The organism is Halomonas sp. PA16-9, assembly GCF_009728585.1.
GTDB lineage: Bacteria > Pseudomonadota > Gammaproteobacteria > Pseudomonadales > Halomonadaceae > Vreelandella > Vreelandella titanicae.
Genome location: NZ_CP040451.1, coordinates 2,072,181 through 2,096,895, shown reverse-complemented (window position 1 = coordinate 2,096,895; position 24,715 = coordinate 2,072,181). Strand labels below are relative to the sequence as shown.

Annotated in this window: 20 protein-coding genes and 5 pseudogenes; 4 read left to right on the top strand and 21 right to left on the bottom strand. The window is 54.7% G+C overall.

Annotated elements, in window-relative coordinates:
* The 3 genes from FDY98_RS09655 to rpoE all read right to left on the bottom strand — a co-directional run bounded on the left by FDY98_RS09655 (window position 1) and on the right by rpoE (window position 2,727).
* Window positions 1-1,044, bottom strand: a complete 1,044-nt coding sequence (locus FDY98_RS09655) for a MucB/RseB C-terminal domain-containing protein (RefSeq protein WP_022523843.1) — start codon at window positions 1,042-1,044, stop codon at window positions 1-3.
* A gap of 54 nt (window positions 1,045-1,098) precedes the next feature.
* Window positions 1,099-1,818: a sigma-E factor negative regulatory protein gene (locus FDY98_RS09650; RefSeq protein ID WP_022523844.1), complete on the bottom strand. Its 720-nt coding sequence runs from the start codon at window positions 1,816-1,818 to the stop codon at window positions 1,099-1,101.
* A 309-nt stretch (window positions 1,819-2,127) separates the two neighbouring features.
* The gene (gene rpoE, locus FDY98_RS09645) at window positions 2,128-2,727 is read right to left on the bottom strand and encodes an RNA polymerase sigma factor RpoE (RefSeq protein WP_009286436.1); all 600 of its coding nucleotides are present in this window, start codon (window positions 2,725-2,727) and stop codon (window positions 2,128-2,130) included.
* A 379-nt stretch (window positions 2,728-3,106) separates the two neighbouring features.
* Between rpoE and FDY98_RS09640 the strand changes: the two genes are divergently transcribed.
* Entirely contained in the window at window positions 3,107-4,183 is a 1,077-nt protein-coding gene (locus FDY98_RS09640) for a 3-deoxy-7-phosphoheptulonate synthase (protein WP_022523845.1), read from the top strand.
* 38 nt (window positions 4,184-4,221) lie between these two features.
* Here FDY98_RS09640 and dinG read toward each other — a convergent pair whose 3' ends face one another.
* Together dinG and rhlB are read right to left on the bottom strand one after the other, a co-directional pair.
* Complete coding sequence (dinG, locus tag FDY98_RS09635; protein WP_022523846.1) at window positions 4,222-6,351, bottom strand: ATP-dependent DNA helicase DinG; 2,130 nt, start codon at window positions 6,349-6,351, stop codon at window positions 4,222-4,224.
* 5 nt (window positions 6,352-6,356) lie between these two features.
* Window positions 6,357-7,631, bottom strand: coding sequence for an ATP-dependent RNA helicase RhlB (rhlB, locus tag FDY98_RS09630; protein ID WP_027959128.1), 1,275 nt, complete (start codon window positions 7,629-7,631; stop codon window positions 6,357-6,359).
* A gap of 144 nt (window positions 7,632-7,775) precedes the next feature.
* Here rhlB and FDY98_RS09625 point away from each other — a divergent pair.
* Together FDY98_RS09625 and xthA are read left to right on the top strand one after the other, a co-directional pair.
* Window positions 7,776-8,032, top strand: a pseudogene (locus tag FDY98_RS09625) (hypothetical protein).
* Window positions 8,032-8,859 carry an exodeoxyribonuclease III gene (gene xthA / locus FDY98_RS09620; protein ID WP_027959127.1) on the top strand — a complete coding sequence of 276 codons (828 nt, stop codon included), beginning with the start codon at window positions 8,032-8,034 and terminating at the stop codon, window positions 8,857-8,859. Before FDY98_RS09625 ends, xthA begins: the two are co-directional and overlap by 1 nt.
* 18 nt (window positions 8,860-8,877) lie before the next feature.
* Here xthA and FDY98_RS09615 read toward each other — a convergent pair whose 3' ends face one another.
* The 16 genes and pseudogenes from FDY98_RS09615 to FDY98_RS09540 form a co-directional block, all read right to left on the bottom strand.
* Window positions 8,878-9,942 (bottom strand): tetratricopeptide repeat protein, encoded by a 1,065-nt coding sequence (locus tag FDY98_RS09615; protein ID WP_027959126.1) that lies wholly within the window; start codon window positions 9,940-9,942, stop codon window positions 8,878-8,880.
* 4 nt (window positions 9,943-9,946) lie between these two features.
* Window positions 9,947-10,717: a TonB family protein gene (locus FDY98_RS09610; RefSeq protein WP_027959125.1), complete on the bottom strand. Its 771-nt coding sequence runs from the start codon at window positions 10,715-10,717 to the stop codon at window positions 9,947-9,949.
* A complete protein-coding gene (locus FDY98_RS09605) occupies window positions 10,714-11,121 on the bottom strand; it encodes an ExbD/TolR family protein (RefSeq protein ID WP_022523852.1) in 408 nt (135 codons plus the stop codon). The genes FDY98_RS09610 and FDY98_RS09605 overlap by 4 nt, the downstream gene beginning before the upstream one ends.
* Entirely contained in the window at window positions 11,114-11,656 is a 543-nt protein-coding gene (locus FDY98_RS09600) for a MotA/TolQ/ExbB proton channel family protein (RefSeq protein WP_027959124.1), read from the bottom strand. Before FDY98_RS09600 ends, FDY98_RS09605 begins: the two co-directional genes overlap by 8 nt.
* A gap of 1 nt (window position 11,657) precedes the next feature.
* Window positions 11,658-13,004 (bottom strand): MotA/TolQ/ExbB proton channel family protein, encoded by a 1,347-nt coding sequence (locus tag FDY98_RS09595; protein ID WP_027959123.1) that lies wholly within the window; start codon window positions 13,002-13,004, stop codon window positions 11,658-11,660.
* Entirely contained in the window at window positions 13,001-13,783 is a 783-nt protein-coding gene (locus FDY98_RS09590) for a DUF3450 domain-containing protein (RefSeq protein ID WP_022523855.1), read from the bottom strand. Before FDY98_RS09590 ends, FDY98_RS09595 begins: the two co-directional genes overlap by 4 nt.
* 211 nt (window positions 13,784-13,994) lie before the next feature.
* Window positions 13,995-14,396 (bottom strand): NUDIX hydrolase, encoded by a 402-nt coding sequence (locus FDY98_RS09585; protein WP_027959122.1) that lies wholly within the window; start codon window positions 14,394-14,396, stop codon window positions 13,995-13,997.
* 322 nt (window positions 14,397-14,718) lie between these two features.
* Window positions 14,719-14,913, bottom strand: a complete 195-nt coding sequence (locus tag FDY98_RS09580; protein WP_027959120.1) for a hypothetical protein — start codon at window positions 14,911-14,913, stop codon at window positions 14,719-14,721.
* A 91-nt stretch (window positions 14,914-15,004) separates the two neighbouring features.
* Window positions 15,005-15,592, bottom strand: a complete 588-nt coding sequence (locus FDY98_RS09575; protein ID WP_027959119.1) for an HNH endonuclease — start codon at window positions 15,590-15,592, stop codon at window positions 15,005-15,007.
* Between the two features lie 140 nt (window positions 15,593-15,732).
* Window positions 15,733-16,704 carry a class 1b ribonucleoside-diphosphate reductase subunit beta gene (gene nrdF, locus FDY98_RS09570; RefSeq protein WP_009286429.1) on the bottom strand — a complete coding sequence of 324 codons (972 nt, stop codon included), beginning with the start codon at window positions 16,702-16,704 and terminating at the stop codon, window positions 15,733-15,735.
* Window positions 16,705-16,836: 132 nt separating this feature from the next.
* Window positions 16,837-19,058, bottom strand: a pseudogene (gene nrdE / locus FDY98_RS09565) (class 1b ribonucleoside-diphosphate reductase subunit alpha).
* The gene (gene nrdI / locus FDY98_RS09560) at window positions 19,040-19,471 is read right to left on the bottom strand and encodes a class Ib ribonucleoside-diphosphate reductase assembly flavoprotein NrdI (RefSeq protein WP_155705799.1); all 432 of its coding nucleotides are present in this window, start codon (window positions 19,469-19,471) and stop codon (window positions 19,040-19,042) included. The pseudogene nrdE and the gene nrdI overlap by 19 nt, the downstream one beginning before the upstream one ends.
* 9 nt (window positions 19,472-19,480) lie before the next feature.
* The gene (nrdH, locus tag FDY98_RS09555) at window positions 19,481-19,702 is read right to left on the bottom strand and encodes a glutaredoxin-like protein NrdH (RefSeq protein ID WP_008956787.1); all 222 of its coding nucleotides are present in this window, start codon (window positions 19,700-19,702) and stop codon (window positions 19,481-19,483) included.
* Between the two features lie 263 nt (window positions 19,703-19,965).
* A pseudogene (locus FDY98_RS09550) lies at window positions 19,966-20,575 on the bottom strand (superoxide dismutase).
* A 202-nt stretch (window positions 20,576-20,777) separates the two neighbouring features.
* Window positions 20,778-21,704: an electron transfer flavoprotein subunit alpha/FixB family protein gene (locus FDY98_RS09545; RefSeq protein ID WP_155705798.1), complete on the bottom strand. Its 927-nt coding sequence runs from the start codon at window positions 21,702-21,704 to the stop codon at window positions 20,778-20,780.
* Between the two features lie 70 nt (window positions 21,705-21,774).
* A pseudogene (locus tag FDY98_RS09540) lies at window positions 21,775-22,535 on the bottom strand (electron transfer flavoprotein subunit beta/FixA family protein).
* Between the two features lie 507 nt (window positions 22,536-23,042).
* Here FDY98_RS09540 and FDY98_RS09535 point away from each other — a divergent pair.
* Window positions 23,043-24,706: pseudogene (locus FDY98_RS09535) on the top strand (electron transfer flavoprotein-ubiquinone oxidoreductase).
* The last annotated feature ends 9 nt before the right edge of the window (window positions 24,707-24,715 follow it).

The following is a 24,715-nucleotide window of genomic DNA, read 5'->3' as shown; positions in this document are numbered from 1 at the left end:
TTATCTACTCACCTCATCGACGCTTTCTTGAGATTGGTCTTCTAGCAGGTCGAAAGTGATTGAGCGAACAATACGCTGCAGCGTTGCTACGGGCAGCTCACCAATGGCCACCAACTGCCAGCGCCCTTCAGCGGTGATGGTGTGCTCAATGGCGACGGCCGAGACACCCAACTGCTGCACACCTTCCTGCAAGGCAATGGTTGCTTCAGATGCAAGAGGCTCCACAAAGATACTCACGGTGGCCAAACCATCACTGTAAACACGCTGATGCACATCGTCGCCGGCAAAAGTAACCGGTTGCGCAACAAAGCCGTCGGGTAACCAAGTGGTATGCCAAGGCGTGTTGAGGATAACGGTGGGCGAGCCCACTCGTACGCGGCCGGTATATTTTTGGGGCGATTGGAGCTGGGTAATTTGGAAGGTTTCAATGATCCTACCTTGCTGATCACTGAGTACATGCTTAAGGAGTAGGCCGGTATCTCGATCTAACCACCACTGATGGGAAAAACGCCATTGATCCCGAGGCTCGAAAATAAGTTTAACGGCATCGCGACCGGCTACCCGAGCATCATCCTCAAGCTCAATAGCGTAATATTTCTCAAGATGAGCCGCCCACCCTGCAGGAGTAGGCATCTCCCCATTACTATGCTCTTCAGTCCAAGCCAGTCGACCCACCGGCGAGCGCCGCTCAATACTCACGGAAGGACCGTCTAGGTACTGAACCACCTGCTGCCGAATGCCATTCTGGATGCGATGCGACAGCGCCAGCGTGCGAACATCAATAGCATCAATCGCCACCGCCCTGGCTTGGAAGGCATAACAGTGGCTAGCCCACAAACCACGCTCAAGCCACTGCGTGGCATTACTGGGCTGCTCTTCGGATTCCGCCGCGCACTCGTAGCCAGCATGACGAACCGGTTGGCTAACGTCGGACGAGCTATTGGCGTTTTCTGCATGCACTTGAAAAGAGAGCGTACCAACTACTGCTGCCAGTACCCAGGCACGCTTTAATCGCCAGGGCACGATCATGTTGCGCACTCCCATCCCGCGCACTCCCTACTCACTTAACAGGCTTCGTCAAAAAGAACGTCATTCAGCTTAGCGCTGACCTAATGGTTCAGTCACTGCAGATGAACGCATTAATGGCATCCAACTATCACCACTGCCGTAAGCAGCGCTCTGAGTATGCTGCTCTAAATAAGATTGCAGCAAGCCAATCTGATCTACATCAATATTGGTTCCCTGGGAAGCAGTCACTCCCTGAGGCGTCTGCGCTGAAAACCCAGTTTCACTAATATTCATCAGACCGCCCTGACCCGACTGACCGCTAAGCCGAAACGGCGTAGGCTCAAACATGGGCATATCAGCACGTGAGGCTACTGCCGACTGAGAGGCCAAATTGACGGGCTGTACCTGATTAGCGCCAGGTGCGGTCGTTGCCATGTCACCACTGCCCTGGCCAACGGGTGAGTCGTTGCCAAAGAACTGAACGCCGGTGATCACCATCAGTGACACTGCAGCAGCAACGCCAGCGCCGCGGGCGAACGAAATACCACCCGTACGGTGAGCTACAGGCTCGGCACCTTGTGTCATTGGAGCAGGCTCTTCGCGCAGTCTGGCCATAATGCCAGCGGAGAGATCAACGCTTACATCAACGCCCTGCTCCCGCTGCATCATGCTGCGGGCAAGGTGATATCGGCGCCATGTATCTGCGGCATCGTCATCATTAGGCAGTGCCTTCAACACTCGGCGAAGCTCAAGCTCATCACTCTCGCCATCCATTAACACCGAAAGTGATTCCCGTGTGTTTTGACTCATACTTCACACCCTCACACTGTTTAAAAGAAGTACTGGGGTGATGGCTTGCGTTATACGCGCCACCACTCCGACGACTTCCAAGGCCAAGACTCAGTTCAGACTAATTAAATGAGCAAAACTCATTAGCCTGCGACGCTAAGCTCATGACACTTTGCACATTGATATATCAGCGATTGACACACCAGCGTGCTCATCAAGATAGTCAGGCTTTATGACGCCTTACATGCCAGACAGTTCACAAAAAATAAAACCTTTATTTTTAAGGCTGACATCCTATAACGCTCATATCGCCTTCCCCCACTACGACCACTACCCTTCGCGACTGTTCCGCGCGGTCGATACTAATGGGCGGATATGTTCATCAACCGCCTCGCGGGCGCGGAAAATTCGTGAACGCACGGTTCCCACAGGGCACTGCATGACCTGAGCAATATCTTCATAAGCAAGACCATCCAGTTCACGCAGGGTAATCGCCGTGCGCAGATCATCCGGCAAATTTTCGATTGCCTGATAAACCGCGGCTTCGAGCTGGTCTCTGGCAATCGCCGCTTCCGGCGACTCGGAATCTGCCAGTCGACCGCTTTGATCAATGATTTCAGCGTCGACAATATCCATATCACTTCCCGGCGGGCGCCTTCCCCGCGAGACCAGATAGTTTTTCGCCGTGTTAATCGCGATGCGATACATCCAGGTGTAAAACGCACTTTCTGAGCGAAATTTACCCAAGGCGCGATACGCCTTAATAAATGCCTCCTGGGCTACATCCTGAACTTCAGAGTGATCATGAACATAACGACCAATCAGGCCGATAATTTTGTGCTGGTACTTCTTCACCAGCAGATCGAAAGCGCGCGTATCACCTTTTTGGGCACGTTCAACAAGCTGTTGGTCTGTTTCCCGAGTGCCCATTCACACGCTCCTCCAGCTCGTACGGCATGCGCCGAGCCCAATTCCTATTAGCCCTGACAAATGGGCGTTCACAGCAAGCAGCATAGCGTCCCTTGGGCATTGATTAATAATAGAGTGAATAAAAGAGCGAATACGTCGCCCGAGTAAATTGCTGCATTATTATAACGGTACTAAATTTTAACGACAGGGCTCCCAGTGTTGCGCGTTCCGCGCAACGCATCAAGCGCTTACCGCCTTTCGCAAAAACCGTGCGGCTGACACTTTTAATGCCGCTATAGTTCCGCAGCAATTGATTTTTACCTGCTCGGCGAGCGATAGTATGTGCCACTTTTATCGCCCCCTTACTTTTTCAGTCATTACGCAAAGCACAGGTAGCAAGATGCCAGAACAGCAGGTTAATAACCTTAACGTCCTCGCTCAAGACGTTCTCACCACGCCAGAAGCGCTCAAGAATGCCGTGCCGTTAACGGAGGCGGCAGAGCGCACCGTGATCGAAGGTCGCCAAACCATTCAGAATATCCTGGATGGCAATGACCCGCGACTGTTGGTAGTGGTCGGTCCATGCTCAATCCACGATGTGGAAGCCGCCCTCGACTACGCCCGCCGCCTTCGTGAGCTGGCTGACCAGGTCAGCGATAGCCTGTATATCGTGATGCGTGTCTATTTTGAAAAACCGCGCACAACGGTCGGCTGGAAAGGCCTGATCAACGACCCGCACCTCAACGACTCCTTTGAGATCGATGAGGGTCTGCATATCGCCCGTAAATTGCTGGTCGATCTGGCCGAAATGGGCTTACCGCTAGCCACAGAAGCACTGGATCCCATTTCTCCCCAATACCTGCAGGACTGCATCAGCTGGTCAGCGATTGGCGCCCGTACCACCGAGTCCCAGACCCACCGGGAAATGGCTTCTGGCCTTTCCTGCCCGGTCGGCTTTAAAAACGGTACCGACGGCAGCCTGGACGTGGCGATTAACGCGCTTCAGTCCGTGGCCAGCCCGCACAATTTCCTGGGCATTAACCAAGCGGGCCAGGTAGCCATTATTCGCACCCGCGGCAACGCCTACGGCCACGTCGTTCTACGCGGTGGCAACGGCAAGCCCAACTACGACAGTGTAAGCGTTGCCCTGGCGGAGAAAGAGCTCGAAAAAGCCAAGCTCTCACCCAACATAATGATCGACTGCTCCCACGCCAACTCCAACAAAGACGCTGCGCTACAGCCATTGGTGCTGGAGAACGTCACCAACCAGATTTTGGAAGGCAACACTTCCATTATCGGCCTGATGGTTGAATCCAACATTGGCTGGGGTAATCAAAAACTTACCCAAGACCTTAGCCAACTGCAGTATGGTGTCTCCATTACCGATGCCTGCATCGACTGGGATACCACGGTAGAGACCTTCAGCCGCATGAACGATAAACTTGCCGCCACACTGGCCAAGCGCATCGTCAAGTAAGTCAACAACCCCGCTACGGCGGGGTTGTTCATGACGTTCTAGCGACTAATCTCACGCCGAAATGGCGGCAGTGCATCCAGCAGTGCTTGTCCGTAGCGGCGGGTAATCACCCGCTTATCCAGCAAGGTGATCGTCCCACGATCGCTCTCTTTGCGAATCAAGCGCCCACAGGCTTGCACCAGCTTAATAGACGCATCGGGCACGCTAATGCGCATAAACGCATTACCGCCCTGGCTTTCTATCCACTCCGCTAACGTAGCACCCACTGGGTCGTCGGGTACCGCAAAGGGTAACCGCGTAATCACCACGTGCGTCAAATAGTCGCCGGGAAGATCGATACCCTCAGCAAAGCTCGCCAAGCCAAAGATGATACTGCCCTCGCCCCTATCCACCGCTGCCCGATGGCGCTCGATAAGCTCTCGCTTAGGCAGCGCATCCTGAGCGAGCACGCGCTCCTTCACACTCGCTGGCAACGCTTTATCCACCGCACGCAGCTGGGCGCGGGAAGAGAACAGCACCAGCGCCGCCTCTTGGTCGGCCAACTGCGAGACAAACGTCACAATCGCCCGTTCATGGGCCTCCCTGTCGCCAGGGTCAGTGGCCTCTTTAGGCACTCGCAGCACGGCATTGGCGTAATCAAAGGGGCTCGGCAGCGCCTGATAGCGGTAGCGATTCGCCAAGCCTGCACGCTCTTGCAGGCGTTCAAAGCGCCCCAGCGCAGTCAACGTTGCCGAGGTGACCACCGCCCCATGGCAACGCCCCCATAAATGCTTGGCCAGGGTATGTGCGGCTGAAACGGGGCTAGCCGAAAACTCAACTTCCGGCTCCCCCGCTACACGGCTTAGGGTAATCCAGCGAGCGCTGGGCGCCTCATTAGCAACATCCTGCTCACTGAATGCCTGCCACAATGCATGCGCCTCTAACGCCCGCCCATGAAGCAACGCAACGAGCGGCAGCCAGGTTTCTGCCTGCTCACGATCAAGGCCGGTCTGTTTATCGGGATCAAGGCTTTCGCGCAGAATATCGCTGATACTCTCGAGGCAGCGCGACAGTGAAGCAAACATCACCAATAGCTGCTGCGCCTGTTCCCGCAGGGCATCGGGCACTTGGCCCTTCTCAAAACGCGATTGATGAGTGGCCTCTTCGTCAGCCAAACCGTTTGGCCGCTCCGCCAACTGATGCCCCATACTAAACACGTCGCCCAGTGCGGGCTCCAGGTTATGAATCAGCTCCGGCAAGCTAACTAAAAGCCGCGACACCGTTGGCTGAATAGCCAACGCCTGGTGAAGGTCGGTCAAACTGCTTCTCAGCGTTTTCAGCCAACGCAAGCAGCCGTGCACCGCAAAGCGGTGGGCAAAGTGGGAAAGCGCTTTCTCGGGCAGGTGGTGGCCTTCGTCGAAGACAAAGATGCAGTCCGCTGGGTCGGGCAGAATAGCGCCGCCGCCCAAGGCCAAGTCAGCCAGCACGAGGTCGTGGTTGGCGACGATAACGTCAGCGTTCTCAAGCTCTCGACGGGAACGAAAAAACGCGCAGGCACCGAAGTGCCCACAGCGCCTACCCGTGCACTGGCGATGGTCAACCGTCAGCCGCCGCCAGTGGGCATCCTCAATCGCCTCAGGCCAATTATCACGATCCCCTTCCCATTCGCCCTGACCGTAAGCTTGCGCCATATCACTGGCAATCACGGTGAAGTCGCTACTTTGTGTTTGCAGCGACTGCTCAAACAGCGATAGCGTCGGGTTGGGTTCAGTACCTTCGAGCGCCTGATCCAGACGTGCCACGCACACATAGCGGCCACGCCCTTTGGCTAATGCGTAGCGAAACGCAATGCCGCTATGACTGGCCAACGAGGGTAGATCCTGATTCAGCACCTGCTCCTGAAGAGCAACCGTGGCCGTGGAAATAATCAGCCGCTTGCCCCGCGCTTTCGCGATCGGTAAGGCGGCGATCAGATAGGCCAGTGTTTTACCGGTACCGGTACCCGCTTCAAGCACACAGACATGGGTATCGCTGGTGCGCTTACCCTCGTCGTCGCTCTCTATATTGCCCAGCGTCCGGGCGATTTCGGCGATCATCATGCGCTGACCGTAGCGTGGGGTCAGCTCAAGGGTGTCCACCACGCGACGGTAAGCGTCTTGAATCTCGCTTTTGAGGGCTGTATCGAGCATGCGGCTTAGAGCATACCTTCCGGCGGATGCACGCAGGGCAGCTTGTCGTTGATATAGCGTTCGATCTCCGGCAGCGAGAAGGCATCCTCTTCGCCGACGAAGCTAATCGACACACCCTTAGCACCAGCGCGACCGGTACGACCGATACGGTGTACGTAGTCTTCCGGATCTTCCGGCAGGGTGTAGTTGATGACGTGACTAACGTCTTCAATATGGATCCCACGGCCTGCAACGTCAGTGGCGACCAACACCTGAATCTCGCCTTCGCGGAAGCTTTCCAGGGTTTTGATACGCTGATTCTGAGGCACATCGCCCGACAGCATCGCCGCACTGACACCGGCTTTTTTGAGCAGGTCGTCAAGTTTGCGAACTAAATCGCGACGGTTACCAAAGACCATCACACGCTCGAAGCTCTCTTGCTGAAGCAAATTAACCAGCAAGCGCTGCTTGTCGTCATCAGACACCAAATACACACGCTGATCTATATCCGCCTGATTCTCAACGGTGACTTCGATCTCAACGTGGGCAGGATCAAGCGTCCATTGACTGGCGAGATTCAAGATGTCGTCGGTAAAGGTGGCCGAGAAGAGGAAGGTCTGGCGCTCCTCTTTTTTCGGCGTGTAGCGAATAATCCGCTTCACATCGGGGATAAAGCCCATCGACAACATGCGGTCGGCTTCATCTAACACCAAAACTTCGACTTCATTGAGGTCGATATCGCGCTTCTGATGGAAATCCAACAGACGCCCAGGTGTTGCCACCAGGATATCGATCTTGCTGCCCAGGCTGTCATGCTGTTTTTGGTAGTCCATACCGCCGACCACACTCGCCACATTGAGCTGCGTGAAACGCGCTAACGCTTTAGCATCCTTTTCGATCTGCAGCGCCAGCTCGCGGGTGGGCGCAATAATCAAGGCACGCGGTGCACCTGGCTTTTGACCGTTGGGTGTTGGCTCTTCCAGGAAGTAGGCCATCACAGAGATCAAAAAGGCTGCGGTTTTACCGGTTCCCGTTTGCGCTTTGCCGACAATGTCGCCACCTAATAGCGTCTGGCGCAGGGCCTCCGCCTGAATAGGTGTGCAGTACTCAAACCCTTGAGCATGAATAGCGCGCATTAAGGGCAGCGGCAGATCAAAGTCATGAAAGCGCCACTTACCGGCCACGGCGGGCACCTGAAACTGACGAAGATCCCAGTTCGACTGGCGACGACGCGGTTTACGGCGGCGACGTTTTGGCTTGCGATTCTGGGCCGGGGCTGTGGTCTGTTCCGACTCGCTCATAGGCTGTCTATCTGTCCATTGCTGTGGAAGTTGGCATCACGAAGTGCGCATTGTACCAGGGCTTGGCGATAAGAGCGCGTCCTGCTGTCGAAGGAGTCCCAAGGCCTGTTAGAATAGCCGTCAAATCGACGTAAGGAGCGCAACATGACGCGTAAGAAAAAAACTCGTTCACTGGCCGATAAGGTGACAATTCGTACCGGCCGGCGGAAAGATTATAAAAAATGGCGCCACGACAATCCCGACCAAGTGGCCCTTCGCGCCGTTTTGTAGCGAAAAAGCAGCAGCAGCGCAAACTGCAGGCGGTGAGAAAACTCGCTCGCCAGCAGAGCGGGCAGGATATTGCTATACACCCTGACAAATCGAGCAGCGACGCTAGCAAACCTAAGGGGGACGACTCGTAATGCGCTTGGTCTCGTTCAACATTAATGGCATTCGAGCACGACTTCACCAGTTACAGGCGTTGATCGACACTCAGCAGCCGGACGTAATTGGGCTGCAGGAAACCAAGGTACAGGACAGCGAGTTCCCGCTTGCCGACGTGGAAGCCATGGGCTACCACGTTTTTTATCACGGCCAAAAAGGCCATTACGGCGTCGCTTTAATGTGCCGTCAGGCGCCCAAAGAGATTTTTTACGGTTTCCCCGATGATGAGGAAGACGCTCAGCGACGCATGATCGGCGTTCGTCTGATCGCAGAGGACGGAGAAGCCGTGACGGTATGGAACGGCTATTTTCCTCAGGGCGAAAACGTTACTCACCCGACCAAATTCCCCCATAAAGAGCGCTTTTATGGCCAACTAGCGCGATTGCTCAACGAACAGCACCGTCCCGACGAGCGGCTGGCGATCATGGGCGACTTTAATATCTCGCCGGAAGATCAGGACATTGGCATTGGCGACGCTAACCGCAAGCGCTGGCTGCGCGAAGGCAAAACCAGCTTTCAACCCATTGAGCGCGAATGGCTCGAAGGCATTAAAGCCTGGGGACTTACCGACAGCTATCGCCTCTGCTATCCACAAAGCGATGACCGCTTTAGCTGGTTTGACTACCGCTCAAAAGGGTTTAACCAGGAGCCCAAGCGCGGCCTGCGTATCGACTATATTCTAGTCACCAAGGCGCTAGCCGATCAGGTTACTGCCGCTGGCATCGACTATGACCTGCGCGGCATGGAACGCCCCTCTGATCACGCGCCTACCTGGAGCGACTTCGCTCTCACGCTTAAGGCGTAGTTTTCTACGTAGTCTTTTCTAGCCAAAGCTGGTCAGCCATTGCTCCGCCTCATCGTCACCTAGCGACGAGGCGCGGGCAAAAGCTTGTTTCGCTTGCCCATCCTCACCCCAGGCATAAGCGAGTTGGCCATAAGCCCGCCAGTCGGGGGCAGCTTGCGTATGCAGCGCTAAGGTGTGCCAGGCATTCAGGGCCTTCTCAACGTCTTTAGCCTGCCGCCAAGCGTTGGCAAGCAAACGCAGATGGGACTCATCGCGAACTATATCGCCCTCATTCAGCGCCCGCTCTAGGTGCTCTGCCGCTCTAGCAGGGGTTCCGCCGGCGAGATGAAGTTGAATCAACAGCCAGAAATCTTCCTGCTCGGTCAACTTACCTAATTGCCACGCCGTCTCCCACAGGGCAGCGGCTACCCCTGACTGACCAGCCTGTTGAGCAAGCCCGGCGGCTTGGCGCCAATCGGCGGCGTCGCTTTGCGCATTCAAGCCATCCAGCAGCCAGCCCAATGCCTGATCGCCTCGTCCTGCATTGCGATACACAGCAAGCGCCAGAGTCTGCTGTGCTTCGCTTAACTCTGGCGTCTCATTAAGCGCCTGCTCTAGCCAGTCGGCAGCGTCTTGCCAACGCTCCTGTTGCGCCAGCAGGCGGATTAACTGCCAGGTAGTGTCAATATCCTGTTGATTGGCTAACCACTCACTGAGTAACTCAATGGCTTGATCACGCTGACCGGCAGCACGGCGCAGTGAGGCCTCATCACGTAGCCAACGGGCTGCTTGGGCACTATCGACACCGTTTAAGCCACGGGCAATCGCCAGCCGATCCGCTGCCGCAGCGTGCTGATCCTGACGCGCCAAGGCACCTGCCGCCAACTGCTGATAGAGCGCACTGGCCCACTGATCCGATTGGTTGCCGGATGCCAACCGCTCAGCCTGGGCCGTTGCCCGCTCAACGACCTGAGGCAACGCGCCCTCTTTTAACTGGCTTTGCAGCGCATTGAGGTCAGCAATCACATCACCTTGTAGCGCAGGGCTGGCCTGTGACGAAAGAGGCCAAACGCTGAGTAATAGAATGCATAAAAGACGCTTCATACGGCTACCTCAACTCAAACTCGATCCGCTGGGTGGCATTGCGTAACCGATCACTGGGTTCAAATTGCCACTTGGCAATCGCCTCCCGCGCGGCATCATCAAACACCCGACGCGGCTGCGCGCTGGTAACCCGTATAGATGAGCTGTCGACACTGCCATCACGCCGAATCGTAAAAGCCACCTCTACAAAGCCTTCCATACCTCGGCGCTGGGCACGGGGCGGGTAATTTGGACCAACTTGGTTCGTCGGTGTCACCTGACCCACATTCACCGGCTCATTAGAGGGCGCTGGTTGAGCTTCCGGGGCAGCTTCGCGCACGGCGGGTGCAGAATCCACTGATGCAGGGGCTGCTCTAGGAGCTGCCTCAACAGGTTGCTGTTGCGGTGTCGGCTCTGGTCTCGGCTCAGAAGTAGGTTCGGGCCGGGGTTCCGGTTTAACTTCCGTTAGCTCCGGGAGTTCGCTGTCCATTTCAACCGGCTCGACGGGCTCATCTGGCAGCTCCACTTCAGGCAGACTAATAGTGCTTTCCGTTACCGGGGGCGGCTCGGGTGCAGGCATGGGCGGCGGCGTTTGCTGGGGTGCCGCTTCAACAGGCTGAGGCGTGGGCGCCTCCTGCTCAGGGGCCACCTCCGGCGCTTCAATCATGGTCATCGCCATGCTCATGGTCAGCTCTTCGGGCTCCCGCTCAGGGGGAGCCACTAACTGGGCAAGTAGCCAGAACAAGCCCACCGCCAGCACGACGCCTCCCAATAATGACAGCAGGTGGCGCATCATGACCCACTCCGACTCGCCGCCACCGCCACTTGGTCAACGCCCGCCTCACGTAGGCGATCCATCACCTCGATCAGCAAGCCCGTGGTGGATTCGCGATCCGCCTGAATAACCACCGAGCCATCATCACTTAGCATATCGGCTACCTGCTGGCCGACCCGATGGGCATCCACGGGACTGCCATCTACCCACACTGCACCCTCGGGGGAAATCGCCACGAGCACCTGGGCATCCGGGCGCGGGGTGGCGGCGCTAGATTCCGGCCGCTCAATCTCGACACCGCTCTCTTTGACAAAGCTGGTAGTCACAATAAAGAAAATCAGCATGATAAATACCACGTCAAGCATCGGGGTAAGATTCACCTCGTTGCTCTCAGCAGTCGCATCTATGGAACGACGTCTACGCATCACTCTCCTCCAGTGCCCGCGCCAGGCGATCATGCAGCCGCTGGTCTTCGCGACGGATGACGTGCTCTAAACGGCTAATAAATAACAGCCCTACTACGGCAATGGCCATGCCGGTCAAGGTCGGCAGCGTCGCCCGGGCAACCCCATCTGCCATAGCGCGGGCTTGATGGGTCTCGCTCAGCGAAAGGCTATCGAAGACGCTAATCATGCCCGTCACGGTGCCTAACAGGCCTAGTAACGGACATAGCGCGACTAACAGTTTTAACCACGGCAAGGGTTTGCGCAGTCTGGCGACCAGCGCCTCGGCCCACACATGACGCAGTGTTCGGGCACTCCAACTGGAGTGGTCGCTACGTGCTGCCCAGCGGCGTAACAGTTGACGGCGTGCTATACGCCAAGTAATCCGGTAGTACCACCAGCGCTCCATAGCCATGGCAAACACCAGTATGGCCACGACGGCCAAAACCACCAGTACCGCGCCACCCGCCTCTACTAAGCGCTCAACGGGTTCGAGCCAGAGAGGAAGAGTGGACATGTTAATTCACCACGGGCGTGTGAGATTCCAGATGATCTGCCAGTGTCGCGCTCGCCTGCCCTTCAATCACGTGGGTCAAGTAACGGCTGCGGCCTGCCAAAGCGGTCTGTACAAACAACAGCGGTACGGCGGTAATTAGACCTAGTACGGTGGTCACTAGTGCCTGACTGATGCCGCCCGCCATAAGTTGCGGGTCGCCGGTGCCAAACACGGTAATCGCCTGGAAAGTCACGATCATGCCGGTTACCGTGCCCAGCAGGCCGAGCAACGGTGCTATCGCGGCAAGCAGCTTCACCATCGGCTGGCTGCGTTCCAACCTGGGCAACTCGGCCAACACCGCTTCATCCAACCGCGCTTCCAGCGCCTCCGGAGTTTGATGTTTATCCATGCCTTCAAAGCGCAGTAGCACCCGCCCCAACGGATTATTGTCCCGCAACTGATCGAGGGATTGCCGCTGACGCTTTACGCGCAGGCTAACCAGCACTAGATAGAGATACTGCCCCAGACCGATGATCATACCCAGAATACCCAGCGCCACGACAACGTAGCCGACATAGCCGCCCTGCTGGAAACGCTCCCATAGACTGGGTTGCTGGGCCAAGGCCTCCAGCACGCTGCCCTGGGTAGGATCAATGGCAAAGACGCTGCTCTCGCCTTGGTAGTAATCCGCCAGTACCCCGCCAATGGCATCGGGGGTACGCGGCAGAACCACTAGGTTGCCGTCATTTTCACCGCGCTCTAAAAGCTCGTTCTCGGTAAAGGCCGCAAAATCGCCCAACCGCACCAACTCGCGGGCGGCCACCTCGCCGTTAGCATCGGCTACTGGCATTGAAAGCCGTTCGGCACGGCCGGTGCGCGCGGTTAGCGTTGCCAAGCGATCCACCACGTTTTCCAACTGATGGCGCTCAAGCACTTCCACTTCATCCAACCGCGGCGGCAGCGAGCCCTCCTCAAGGGTTAGCAGACTCTGTTCGCCAAGCGTGTTGCGAATCTCTGAGCTATGTCGGGCAAGATTGGCCAGCAGACCCGAGAGCGCTTCGCCCTGCTCTGCCTGGCGCTCGCTCAGCTCGCTGGCTTGATCTGTTTGCTCTGCCTGCTGCGCCTGTAGTGCTTCATGCTGCTGCTGGACATCTTCGTGCTCCGCGCGCGCCTGCTCCAGCGCGGACTCTAGCGCCTGCTGGTCATCCAGAAAGCTCATTAGCCGCTGCTGGTCTCGCGCTTCAGCAGCCTCACGGGCTTCACGCAGAGAAGTAGCGCTTTCGGTTTGCGCCATTGACACACCACTTACCGCTACCAGTCCCAATACAACACAGACATAGCCAAGTTGACGGAGTGTTAGTCGACTCATGGTTGCTCTCCCTGCAGGTCATTGGCACTGATCGAGAGCGGCAAGGTTAATAGATCAGGGGCGCGCTGATCTTCCGCCATACGCAGCCCACTGCGCACTTCACGCAGGTACTCGTCATCCAGCGGCTGCCATGCGCCGTTCTCAGCACTCCAAACACCCCCCTCACGGCCATCGGGGGTTAGGTAATAAAAGCCGATACGCCCGATGCGCAAGAAATCCACTTCGCGTTCGCGACCATCCTGACTTAAACGCCCCCGCCAGCTGTCCATCTCCTGACCATAATCGAGCTCAACGCGCCAGGCCTCTAACAGTCCATTAATACGCTCGATAGTGTTTTGACCTTGCTCGTCTGGCTGACGCTCAACCCGCGCCAACCGCTCTTCACGTAGAAACGGCAGGTCACGCTCAATCCAGCCGCTCAGTTGCTCGGCCATATTCTGTTCGATCACGGGCAGCGCTGCGCGGGTCTCTTCCAGCGTATCCAGCGCCGTCGCCAAACGCTGCTGACGCTCGGCCTCTTCCGCCAAGCGCCCGGACAGAGAGGCGTTATCAGCCTTCAACTGACGGGTTTCGCGCTCCAAACGGCGCAACTCCTCCAACTGCTCCCGGGTCTGTTCATCGGCAGCATCAATCTGCTCCTGAAGCGCTGCCTGGGTTTGCTGGGCTTCGACACTTTCGGCCGCTTGAGCCACTGCTTGTTCACTTGCCATCAGCGTGCCACTGGCCAGCACTCCCGCTAGCCACCATCCACGCAAGGCAAAGAAAGGCCTGTTCAGCACGTCGACTCTCCGTCACTGAGTAGCGGGCGGCGAGCACCGCCCAACTAGAAACTAATTAGGTATTAGAACGATTTGCGTTTATCTTTTACGGGTCATAGCCTACCACTAATAGAATAAATGACAATATTTATCATTAACAATCAGTCGATTTCGCTTACCTAACACGCATAAAAAAGGCGCCCATCGGCGCCCTTTATCACAATATTCAAGCTTAATAGTTTACCACTACGTACTCTTTTGTCAGCGGAGCCAGCGGAAGTTGCCAAGCCTCTTCACGAGTTACCCATCTTGCTTCGGCGATTTCAGCCGCTGCCTCGACAGGCTCGTCGATAACAAGGCTAAACAGGTGCGCTTCGAGCATCATGCCCGGCTCATTGGCAGCGGGGGCGCTGTGCACACCTAGCGGAATCAGTTGATCTTCATTAACCTGCAAGCCTAACTCCTCTTTCAGCTCACGGCACAGTGCCTCTAGCTCGGTTTCACCCGCATCGATCTTGCCGCCGGGCTGCATAAAGAAGGACGTATTGTGCTTACGCACGAGTAGCAAACGACCATCGGGATCGCTCACCATTGCTGCGGCAATTTTCAATACGTTAGCGGGGTTGTCTGGCATACCTCCTCCTTTTCTTCCTGATAAATTTAGCATCCTGCAGCACGAATTGGAAAACAGAGTACGGTTTTAAACCTAGGGAATGGGGAGATTAAACGTATCTACATTTGTTAACAACACTTAAACCCTCATTCCCTCAAGCTGCTTATATAGATCGTTTATTTCTCTACGCAGTGAATTAACAAGAATTTTTGACATTACAGCGTTTGATGAAGACTTGTACTTGCCAGAGTTAAGTGATTGGCTTTCACCCTCCGCATGATTGAGATCTGCTTCTTTTTTCAGGATGAGATTTTCTAGATCTCTTATTTCTGCAGACATAGCTTTACCAACCCTCATTAAGTGAATTATTCAGTAGCTCATACAAGAGAATTTTAGCTAAAAGCTCATTATTTAAGGAGATTGACGCTGACTTTGAGCCAAACTCAAAAGATTCAACAGTCAACATTCCTCCTGAAACGGATGCTTTCCCTATGAAGGCTTTTCCGCCTTTTTCAATCTCGACATCAAATCTATTCATAAGTGACCTCCGATAGCTATTAACTGAGCCATCACATATGTCTTGCTGGAATACATAGTCGAACCGAACAGCCTCTATGCAGTTAATATTGTTAACTATCTGCCCAAGCCTGATATCTTAGAAGCTCAACCAAAAGCCCCTTTGCATGTTTATTATTTTCTACCAATTGCTTTCGGTAGCTCTCCCTAGACCTGTTAATTTGTCGCTCAAACTCAGGGTTATGGCCACTAGAAAGACTAAACATAAAGGCCATACTTTGTCGACCAATCAATTCCTTTAAACGCTTACTATAAAAATCCCCCATTTCCAAAGATGCCACAAACTCAATTAACTCACCTGCCTTCTTCTCCAAAGAATCAACAGGGTCAATATTGATCTGAACATCATCTAGGAACATCTGACGAAGATATATTGGATGAAACTGTGGCTTAAGAATGCTCGGGTCTTTATATTCCCTGAATAGCTTTAACTTCGGAATATCAACTTTTCTTGTTGGGTTGTGCTGATCTCTGAGATGGCAATTCGGACAAAGAGGAAGGAGATTTTCTAGTGTATTATTTGTCGCGTCCTCATCGACGTGATGCAGATGAGGCCTATCACTTGCACAAACCGCACAGCGATGATCGTACTCATCAAAAACCTTTTCCCTCAGGCCCTTAGGAATTGATTCTCGAGGCATACAAGTCTCCTTATCACTCACAGCAAGTTAGATAACAAATTTAATTTCGAATAAACCTACCACCTCGTTCAATAGTCTTTTCACACGCAGTGAGGACGTCTTACCCTCACCGCGCACACTGACAATATTCAATAAACAGCTTAAAACGCCCAGTCGTCGTCTTCGGTGGCGACGGCTTTGCCGATCACGTAGGAGGAGCCGGAGCCGGAGAAGAAATCGTGGTTCTCGTCGGCGTTGGGTGACAGCGCCGCCATGATGGTTGGATCTACATCGGTGACGCTGCTGGGGAATAGGGGCTCAAAGCCAAGATTCATCAGCGCTTTATTGGCGTTGTAGTGAAGGAATTTTTTCACATCTTCGCTTAGACCTACCTCGTCATACAGTGACTCGGTGTAGCGCACTTCGTTGTCGTAGAGCTCCAGCAGCAGCTCGTAGGCGTAATCTTTGACTTCCTGCTGACGCGCTGGCGTCGCTTCCGCCATTGCCTGCTGGAATTTATAGCCGATGTAGTAGCCGTGTACCGCTTCGTCGCGAATGATTAGACGAATAAGGTCGGCGGTGTTGGTCAACTTGGCATGGCTTGACCAGTACATCGGCAGGTAGAAGCCGGAGTAGAACAGAAATGACTCCAGGAACACGCTGGCGACTTTGCGCATCAGCGGATCATCCGAGCGGTAGCGCTCTAAAATCAGCTCAGATTTCGCCTGCAGCGTGGGATTCTCTTCACTCCAGCGAAAGGCATCGTCCACATCACGAGTGGTGCAGAGCGTCGAGAAAATCGAGCTGTAGGAGCGCGCATGCACTGATTCCATGAAGGCGATATTGGTATAAACCGCCTCTTCATGGGGAGTGCGAGCATCTTCCATTAATACCGGCGCACCCACGCTGCTTTGGATGGTGTCCAGCAGTGTCAGGCCCGTGAAAACGCGGATCGTCAGCTGCTTTTCTTTCTCGGTCAGCGTATTCCACGACTGAATATCGTTCGACAGTGGCACCTTCTCGGGCAGCCAAAAATTACTGGTCAAGCGGTTCCACACTTCCAGGTCTTTATCGTCTTGAAGCCGGTTCCAGTTAATCGCATCAACCCGCGATAAACGTTGCATGGTATTCATATCACTCTCTCGAAGCCCGGCTGTGACAGCCGGGCTAGCAAAGCTTATTTATAAAAATTGGTTATAAAAAGCTTGTTTTAAAAACGAATGCTCAATAACAGATACAAGGCGTATCGACAGAAATCAGTACCATTACAGCGTGCAGGAAACGCAGCCTTCTACCTCGGTACCTTCTAACGCACTCTGGCGCAGGCGAATGTAGTAAAGCGTTTTGATGCCTTTGCGCCAGGCGTAAATCTGCGCCTTATTGATATCGCGCGTGCTTGCGGTGTCCGGGAAGAACAGCGTTAGCGATAAGCCCTGATCGACGTGCTGCGAGGCTTCCGCGTAGGTATCGATGATCTTTTCCGGGCCGATTTCGTAGGCGTCCTGGAAGTAGTCAAAATTAGCTTCATCCAGGAAAGGCGCCGGGTAATAAACGCGTCCCAACTTGCCCTCTTTACGAATCTCGATTCTCGCCGCCACCGGGTGAATACTGGAGGTGGAGTTATTGATATAGGAGATCGACCCCGTGGGCGGTACTGCCTGCAGGTTACGGTTATACAAACCGTGGGCCATGACCGAGGCTTTCAGCTCCTGCCAATCGTCTTGGGTCGGCAGCGCGATACCGCTGCGCTCAAATAGCCCACGTACTTTATCGGTGCGCGGCAGCCACGCCTGGTCGGTGTACTTATCGAAGAAAGTACCCGAGGCGTAGGTAGAGTCTGCAAAGCCCGCAAACGACTCTTTGTGCTCAATCGCCAAACGGTTCGACGCCCGGATCGCATGGAAGGCAACGCAGTAGAAGTAGAGGTTGGTAAAATCCAAACCTTCGTCAGAGCCGTAGTAAATGTGCTCCCGCGCCAGATAGCCGTGCAGGTTCATCTGGCCCAAGCCAATCGCCCGCGACTTGGCATTACCTTCGGCAATAGAGGGCACGCTGCGCAGGTTACTCATCTCTGATACGGCGGTGAGGCCACGAATGGCGATTTCCACACTGGTACCGATATCGCCTGCGTCCATCACCTTGGCAATGTTCATGGAGCCCAGGTTACAGGAGATGTCCTGACCGATTTGGCGATAACCCAGGTCATCGTCATACTCGGTAGGCGTATTGACCTGAAGAATTTCCGAGCAAAGGTTGCTCATGTTGATACGGCCAGCAATCGGGTTGGCGCGATTAACCGTGTCTTCGAACATGATGTACGGGTAGCCCGACTCGAACTGCAGCTCGGCTAGAGTTTGGAAGAAGGCCCGTGCATTGATCTTATGCTTACGAATGCGCGCATCCGCAACCATCTCTTGGTACTTCTCGGTAACGCTGATGTCGCCAAAGGGCACGCCGTAAACACGCTCTACATCGTAGGGCGAGAACAGGTACATGTCGTCGTTGCGCTTGGCAAGTTCAAAGGTAATATCCGGAATCGTCACGCCCAGGGAGAGCGTTTTGATACGAATTTTCTCGTCGGCATTTTCCCGCTTGGTATCCAAAAAGCGCAGGATATCCGGGTGGTGAGCGTTAAGATACACCGCCCCTGCCCCTGACGAGCCCCCAGCTGGTTAGCATAGGAGAAGGCGTCTTCCAGCAGTTTCATAATCGGGATGATGCCCGATGACTGGTTTTCAATACGCTTGATGGGCGCACCCGACTCACGAATATTACTGAGCAGAAACGCCACGCCGCCGCCGCGTTTGGAGAGCTGGAGGGCCGAGTTAATCGAACGGCCAATCGACTCCATATTGTCTTCGATACGCAGTAGGAAGCATGACACCAGCTCGCCGCGCTGCTGCTTGCCACAGTTCAAAAAGGTGGGGGTCGCCGGCTGAAAGCGGCCGCTAATGATTTCATCCACCAGCGACTTCGCCAGCGTTTCGTCGCCCCGCGCCAGGGTTAGCGCGACCATGCAGACGCGGTCTTCGTAACGCTCTAGATAGCGCTTGCCGTCGAACGTCTTCAGCGTGTAGCTGGTGTAGTACTTAAAGGCGCCCAAAAAGCTAGGGAAGCGAAACTTATATGCATAGGCCTGCTCGAACAGCGCCTTGATAAAGGCGAAGCTGTACTGGGCCAGCATCTCGGCTTCGTAATACTGCTCTTCGACCAGGTAATCGAGTTTCTCCTCTAACGAGTGGAAAAACACCGTGTTCTGGTTAACGTGCTGCAAAAAGTACTGGCGTGCCGCTTCGCGATCTTTATCCAGCTGCAGCTCGCCATTGGCACCGTACAGGTTGAGCATGGCGTTAAGAGCGTGATAGTCCAGCGTGCGAGCTTCTGTCTTCGCCGCTGGCCGCTTGGCCTCACCGTTTTTAGTGGATACGTCGTTCGAGACTGAGTCTTTCGGCGCTGAGTCTTTCAGGGCTAGGTTTGTCGTTTCCAAAACTCTTCTACTCCTTGACGGACATTGGCCACGTCATCGTCGGTGCCAAATAATTCGAATCGATACAGCAGCGGCACTTGGCATTTTTTCGCAATAATGCGGCCAGCAAGGCCATACGCTTCGCCAAAATTTGTATTTCCCGCTGCAATCACCCCCCGCAGGAGGCTTCGATTATGTGTGTTAAGAAAATGGATCACCTGCTTGGGCACCGCACCCTGCTCGCTTCCCCCACCATAAGTGGGGGTAATTAAAATATACGGCTGGGTGACTCGTGGAACAGGCTCATCTCGATTCAACGGCAGTCGCTTTGCGGCAAAACCAAGTTTTTCTACAAATCGATGGGTATTGCCTGATTTTGTAGAGAAGTAAACCAAACTGCCGGCGATAGGTGAAGGTGAGCAACTTGCCAGCATTGGGATGACTTAAGCCAGCGCTTGAATGCGGTCTGGGCGGAAACCCGACCAGTGATCCTCGCCGACGACTACGACAGGAAGCTGGCGATAGCCGAGAGCTTCGACTTCTTCTTGGGCACCGGATTCGGCGGTAATATCGATAACAGTGTAATCAAGCCCCTGCTTGTCGAGCGCGCGGTAAGTCGCGGTGCATTGAACACAAGCGGGCTTGCTATAAATTTGGATTTCCATGGCTATTTTCCTTTTCATAGCGGCATTTTTCGGGTAGGGCACATCTAGTGCCTGCCCTCTCTAAAAGATACGACGCATACTATATATAGACCAATGAAAAATCAATTCAAGCATATGTGGTATTTTTCATCCACAGGATATTGACAGCTAATGCCCAACCCTGCCCCTAAAACACTGTCCCAGGCAATAAAAAACCGCCCACTAAAAAGTGGACGGTTTTTAACAGCGCCGTGAACCGGCGCAGTTAGCGGCTCATAGCAATATTAGCTAATCGCAGCTTGATAACGACGCTCAACGTCTTCCCAGTTAACTACGTTAAAGAACGCAGCAATGTAGTCAGGACGCTTGTTTTGATACTTCAGGTAGTAGGCATGCTCCCAAACATCCAGACCGAGCAGCGGCGTGTTGCCGTGCATCAACGGGCTGTCTTGGTTCAGGGTATTCTCTACCACCAATTTCTTTTCAGGAGTAATGGAGAGCCAAGCCAACCACTGCCGAAACGGCCAAGGGCGGCTTTTTTGAATTCTTCTTTAAAGGCTTCCAGGCCACCCGCTCAGCGTCAATCGCTTTTGCGACATCACCCTGGGGATTACCACCACCGTTAGGCGACATCATTTGCCAAAACATGGAGTGGTTGGCATGACCGCCACCGTTATTGATAACGGCTTGACGCTTGGCTTCTGGAACGCGATCCAGATTAGCGACCAGCTCTTCGACAGGTACATCTTCAAGACCTGTGCCTTCCAGCGTGGCGTTCAGGTTGTTGATGTAGGTTTGATGGTGACGAGAATGGTGAATTTCCATCGTCATCGCATCGATGTTTGGTTCGAGAGCGTCATATGCGTACGGCAATTCGGGTAGTGTATGTGCCATATCATCATCTCCTTGAGTGGCTTTCGTTGCTTTCACTTATCTATGTGCGGTCAGCCCGCAGCTTTTTCAACCACCGGGGTGGTTTTTCTTACCTTTTGCCCCAGTACTTTAGTCAACTATTGCCAGTTTACCTAATACACCCGCCAAAAAAAAAGCCGACTTCTGGCGAAGTCGGCCCACCGCTATTGAATCACGGTATTGTTTACAGCTTGCTCTCAAGTTCCGGCAGGATCTCAAACAGATCCCCCACCAGGCCGTAATCCGCCACCTGGAAAATCGGTGCTTCGTCGTCTTTATTGATCGCGACGATCACCTTGGAGTCTTTCATGCCCGCCAGGTGCTGAATGGCACCGGAAATACCCACGGCGATATACAGATCTGGGGCGACGATCTTACCGGTCTGGCCAACCTGCATATCGTTGGGCACAAAGCCTGCGTCTACCGCGGCCCGGGAAGCACCAATGGCAGCCCCCAGCTTGTCGGCAATGCCGTCGAGCAGCTTGAAGTTTTCGCCGTTGCCCATACCGCGGCCACCGGAGATCACCACCTTGGCACCGCCCAGTTCAGGACGATCCGACTGCGCCAGTTCCTCTTTCACAAAGCTGGACTGGTTGTTGTCCACCACTACGTCGACGGCTTCCACCGTCGCGCTGCCGCTGGTGCCGACCGCATCAAAGCCGGTGGAACGCACGGTGATGACCTTGAGGGCATCGTCGCTTTTCACCGTCGCAATGGCGTTACCGGCGTAGATAGGACGCTTGAAGGTATCGGCACTGTCCACGGCGATAACGTCCGACAGCTGGCTGACGTCTTTTAGCGCCGCTAAACGCGGCAGTACGTTTTTGCCGGTGGTGGAGGCGCTGGCCAGCACATGGGTGTAACCATCGGCCAATTCGACCAGCAGCGCGCCCATGGGCTCGGCCAGTTGGTGGGCGTAAACGGCGTTATCCGCGACGCGGACTTTGCTTACGCCGTCGAGCTTGGCGGCGGCCTCGGCGGCGGCTTGAACGCCTTCACCGGCCACCAGAACGTCAATATCACCACCGATAGCTTGGGCGGCCGCCACGACGTGGGCGGTGGCGCCGGCCAGTTGGCCTTCGTGTAGATCCGCAAGTACCAGAATGCTCATGGCATCAACTCCTTTCAAAGCTCTTTTCTTAAAGTACGGTTTTCAAAGCACTTATCTTAAAGAGCTTATCTCAAAGAACTTTGGCTTCGTTTTTCAGTTTGTCGATCAGCTCGTCTACCGAGGCGACTTTGACGCCGCCTTTGCGCTCGGCGGGCGACTCTACTTTGAGCAGACTGACCTTGGAGGCGACCTCGATGCCGTAGTCGGCGGGGTTTTCACATCCAGCGGCTTCTTCTTGGCCTTCATGATGTCGGGCAGCTTGGCGTAGCGAGGCTCGTTGAGGCGCAGGTCGGTGGTGATGATCGCCGGTAGCGTCAGTGCGATGGTTTGCAGGCCGCCGTCGATTTCACGCGTCACATTAAGCTTTTTATCACTTCCGTCCCCGCTAATTTCCACTTCCGAGACAAAGGTGCCTTGCGGCAGGCCGGTCAGCGCGGCGAGCATTTGGCCGGTCTGGTTGTTGTCGGTGTCGATGGCCTGCTTGCCCAGCACCACCAACCCCGGCTGCTCTTCTTCGACCACTTTGGCCAGCAGCTTGGCCACGGCCAGGGATTCGGCGCGCTCGTCGGTTTCGATATGAATGGCGCGGTCAGCGCCCAGCGCCAGCGCGGTACGCAGCTGCTCTTGGGCGGCTTTGGGCCCTACCGTGACGGCGACGACTTCTGTCGCCACGCCCTTCTCTTTCAGGCGTACCGCCTCTTCCACGGCAATTTCGCAGAAGGGGTTCATGGCCATTTTGACGTTGGTAAGATCGACATCCGAGTGATCCGCTTTAACGCGGATTTTGACGTTATAGTCGATGACGCGTTTCACCGCGACGAGTACTTTCATAGGTTCCTCGCTTGGCTTGTCGTAAAGCCGTTACCCTGAGACGGCACCCGCCCAGCGGATACCCCTTTTTAAGATGTGTGGCGTATTGAAGCCTTACTGGCAATCGCTCAACAGCGATTCGCCGGCCCCAATACAGGCGCTGCCAACAAAAATGGCGGCGCTTTTAAATTCAATACACAAAATTCAATCGAGCGTTTGATAGGTGCGCAATTGAAAAACCCTACCAATCTGCCATAGCCTGCCATAAAGCGACAATACCTAATGCTTAATCATCCACTACGGCCTTAGTCGTAGCACTGAACGAGGGTTAACGAAGCATACTGCCAATAAATGCCCTTTCACCATCGTAGGCGTGACCTGACACAGGTATTATGCCTATTATGGGGCATAACCAGAAGCAAACGACCGTTTTAAATTAAGGCCAACTTTTTATAAGCTAGTTCCCTGGAGTTACCCTTAGATTAGCTTTGTAAGCGCTGGCACTTAAAGAGAATAAGGAGAAACCGGGTGGAAACTGTTGAACGCGATGTAATGGACTTTGATGTCGTCATTGTCGGTGCGGGCCCATCCGGGCTTTCCGCCGCATGCCGACTAATGCAGCAAGCCAACGAGGCTGAGCAAGAGCTCACGGTTTGCGTCGTTGAGAAAGGCTCAGAAGTTGGCGCACATATTTTATCGGGCGCGGTCTTTGAACCTCGCGCACTGGCGGAACTGTTTCCAGATTGGGAAGAGCGCGGCGCACCGCTCAATACCCCGGCGATTCGCGATGACGTTTTCTTGCTCAAAGACGCCGAAAAAGCGCAGAAAGTGCCCAACGCCTTGGTACCTAAAAGCATGCATAACACCGGCGGCGAGCTTACCCGCTATGTAATCAGTGCAGGCAATCTGTGCCGCTGGCTGGCGGAACAGGCAGAGGGCCTCGGCGTAGAAATCTTCCCAGGCTTTGCCGCCCAAGAGGTCATTATTGAAGAAGGCGCCGTGCGCGGCATTCTGATTGGCGACATGGGTGTTGCCGCAGATGGCACCCCTAAAGATGGCCATATGCCGGGCATGGAACTACGCGCCAAATACACGCTGTTTGCCGAAGGCTCGCGGGGGCATTTGGGCAAGCGCTTAATCAAAGACTTCTCACTGGATGCAGGACGCGACCCGCAACACTACGGCATCGGCCTTAAAGAGCTGTGGGATGTGCCTGCCGACAAGCATGAGCCTGGGCTTGTGTTGCATGGTTCTGGCTGGCCATTAGATAAAAACGCTCACGGCGGCTGGTTTCTTTACCATGCGGAAAACCAGCAGGTGGTGGTGGGTTTGATTATGGATCTGGGCTACCAGAACCCGTGGCTCTCGCCCTTCGACGAATTTCAGCGTATGAAGCATCATCCGGTACTTAGTCAGTATCTGGAGGGGGGCAAGCGCGTGGCTTATGGCGCCCGGGCGATTACCAAGGGGGCTTTAACAGCCTACCCAAAATGACCTTCCCCGGCGGGCTATTGATTGGCTGCGATGCGGGCACTCTCAACTTTTCCAAGATCAAAGGCCTGCACACCGCCATGAAGTCTGGTTTGGTTGCCGCGGAGAGCGTATTTGAGGCGATCAAAGGTGGTGATGAAGGCGCCCAGGAGCTAACGAGCTTTACCCAGAAATGGGAAGCCAGCTGGGCCTACCAAGAGCTTAAAGAGAGCGCCAGCTTCGGCCCCGCGATCCATAAATATGGCACCGTGGGCGGTGGAGCATATAATTTTGCTCACCAGTTGCTGGGCAACAAGCTGCCTAACGTCCACGACACCACCACAGACTATGGCGCCCTCAAGCCTGCAGCCGAGTTTGAAAAGATTAACTATCCCAAACCGGACGGCAAACTCTCCTTCGACAAGCCTACCTCTGTGTTTCTGTCGAACACCAACCATGAAGAGGATCAGCCGTGTCATTTGCGCCTGGACGATCCTGAGCTACCGATCCGCGAAAACCTGCCCAAATACGCAGAACCGGCGCAGCGCTACTGCCCGGCCGGTGTTTACGAAGTGGTAGAGGATAGCGCGGGCCAGCCACGCTTTCAGATCAATTTCCAAAACTGCGTGCACTGCAAAACTTGCGACATCAAAGACCCAGCGCAAAATATTACCTGGGTAGCACCAGAAGGCGGTGGCGGACCCAACTACCCTAATATGTAAAGTAGTCGG

Excerpts from the sequence above, each read along its gene's own strand:
- FDY98_RS09655 (WP_022523843.1), bottom strand. The coding sequence starts at position 1,044 with ATGGGAGTGCGCAACATGATCGTGCCCTGGCGATTAAAGCGTGCCTGG.
- FDY98_RS09650 (WP_022523844.1), bottom strand. The coding sequence starts at position 1,818 with ATGAGTCAAAACACACGGGAATCACTTTCGGTGTTAATGGATGGCGAG.
- rpoE (WP_009286436.1), bottom strand. The coding sequence starts at position 2,727 with ATGGGCACTCGGGAAACAGACCAACAGCTTGTTGAACGTGCCCAAAAA.
- FDY98_RS09640 (WP_022523845.1), top strand. The coding sequence starts at position 3,107 with ATGCCAGAACAGCAGGTTAATAACCTTAACGTCCTCGCTCAAGACGTT.
- dinG (WP_022523846.1), bottom strand. The coding sequence starts at position 6,351 with ATGCTCGATACAGCCCTCAAAAGCGAGATTCAAGACGCTTACCGTCGC.
- rhlB (WP_027959128.1), bottom strand. The coding sequence starts at position 7,631 with ATGAGCGAGTCGGAACAGACCACAGCCCCGGCCCAGAATCGCAAGCCA.
- xthA (WP_027959127.1), top strand. The coding sequence starts at position 8,032 with ATGCGCTTGGTCTCGTTCAACATTAATGGCATTCGAGCACGACTTCAC.
- FDY98_RS09615 (WP_027959126.1), bottom strand. The coding sequence starts at position 9,942 with ATGAAGCGTCTTTTATGCATTCTATTACTCAGCGTTTGGCCTCTTTCG.
- FDY98_RS09610 (WP_027959125.1), bottom strand. The coding sequence starts at position 10,717 with ATGATGCGCCACCTGCTGTCATTATTGGGAGGCGTCGTGCTGGCGGTG.
- FDY98_RS09605 (WP_022523852.1), bottom strand. The coding sequence starts at position 11,121 with ATGCGTAGACGTCGTTCCATAGATGCGACTGCTGAGAGCAACGAGGTG.
- FDY98_RS09600 (WP_027959124.1), bottom strand. The coding sequence starts at position 11,656 with ATGTCCACTCTTCCTCTCTGGCTCGAACCCGTTGAGCGCTTAGTAGAG.
- FDY98_RS09595 (WP_027959123.1), bottom strand. The coding sequence starts at position 13,004 with ATGAGTCGACTAACACTCCGTCAACTTGGCTATGTCTGTGTTGTATTG.
- FDY98_RS09585 (WP_027959122.1), bottom strand. The coding sequence starts at position 14,396 with ATGCCAGACAACCCCGCTAACGTATTGAAAATTGCCGCAGCAATGGTG.
- FDY98_RS09580 (WP_027959120.1), bottom strand. The coding sequence starts at position 14,913 with ATGAATAGATTTGATGTCGAGATTGAAAAAGGCGGAAAAGCCTTCATA.
- FDY98_RS09575 (WP_027959119.1), bottom strand. The coding sequence starts at position 15,592 with ATGCCTCGAGAATCAATTCCTAAGGGCCTGAGGGAAAAGGTTTTTGAT.
- nrdF (WP_009286429.1), bottom strand. The coding sequence starts at position 16,704 with ATGAATACCATGCAACGTTTATCGCGGGTTGATGCGATTAACTGGAAC.
- nrdI (WP_155705799.1), bottom strand. The coding sequence starts at position 19,471 with ATGCTGGCAAGTTGCTCACCTTCACCTATCGCCGGCAGTTTGGTTTAC.
- nrdH (WP_008956787.1), bottom strand. The coding sequence starts at position 19,702 with ATGGAAATCCAAATTTATAGCAAGCCCGCTTGTGTTCAATGCACCGCG.
- FDY98_RS09545 (WP_155705798.1), bottom strand. The coding sequence starts at position 21,704 with ATGAGCATTCTGGTACTTGCGGATCTACACGAAGGCCAACTGGCCGGC.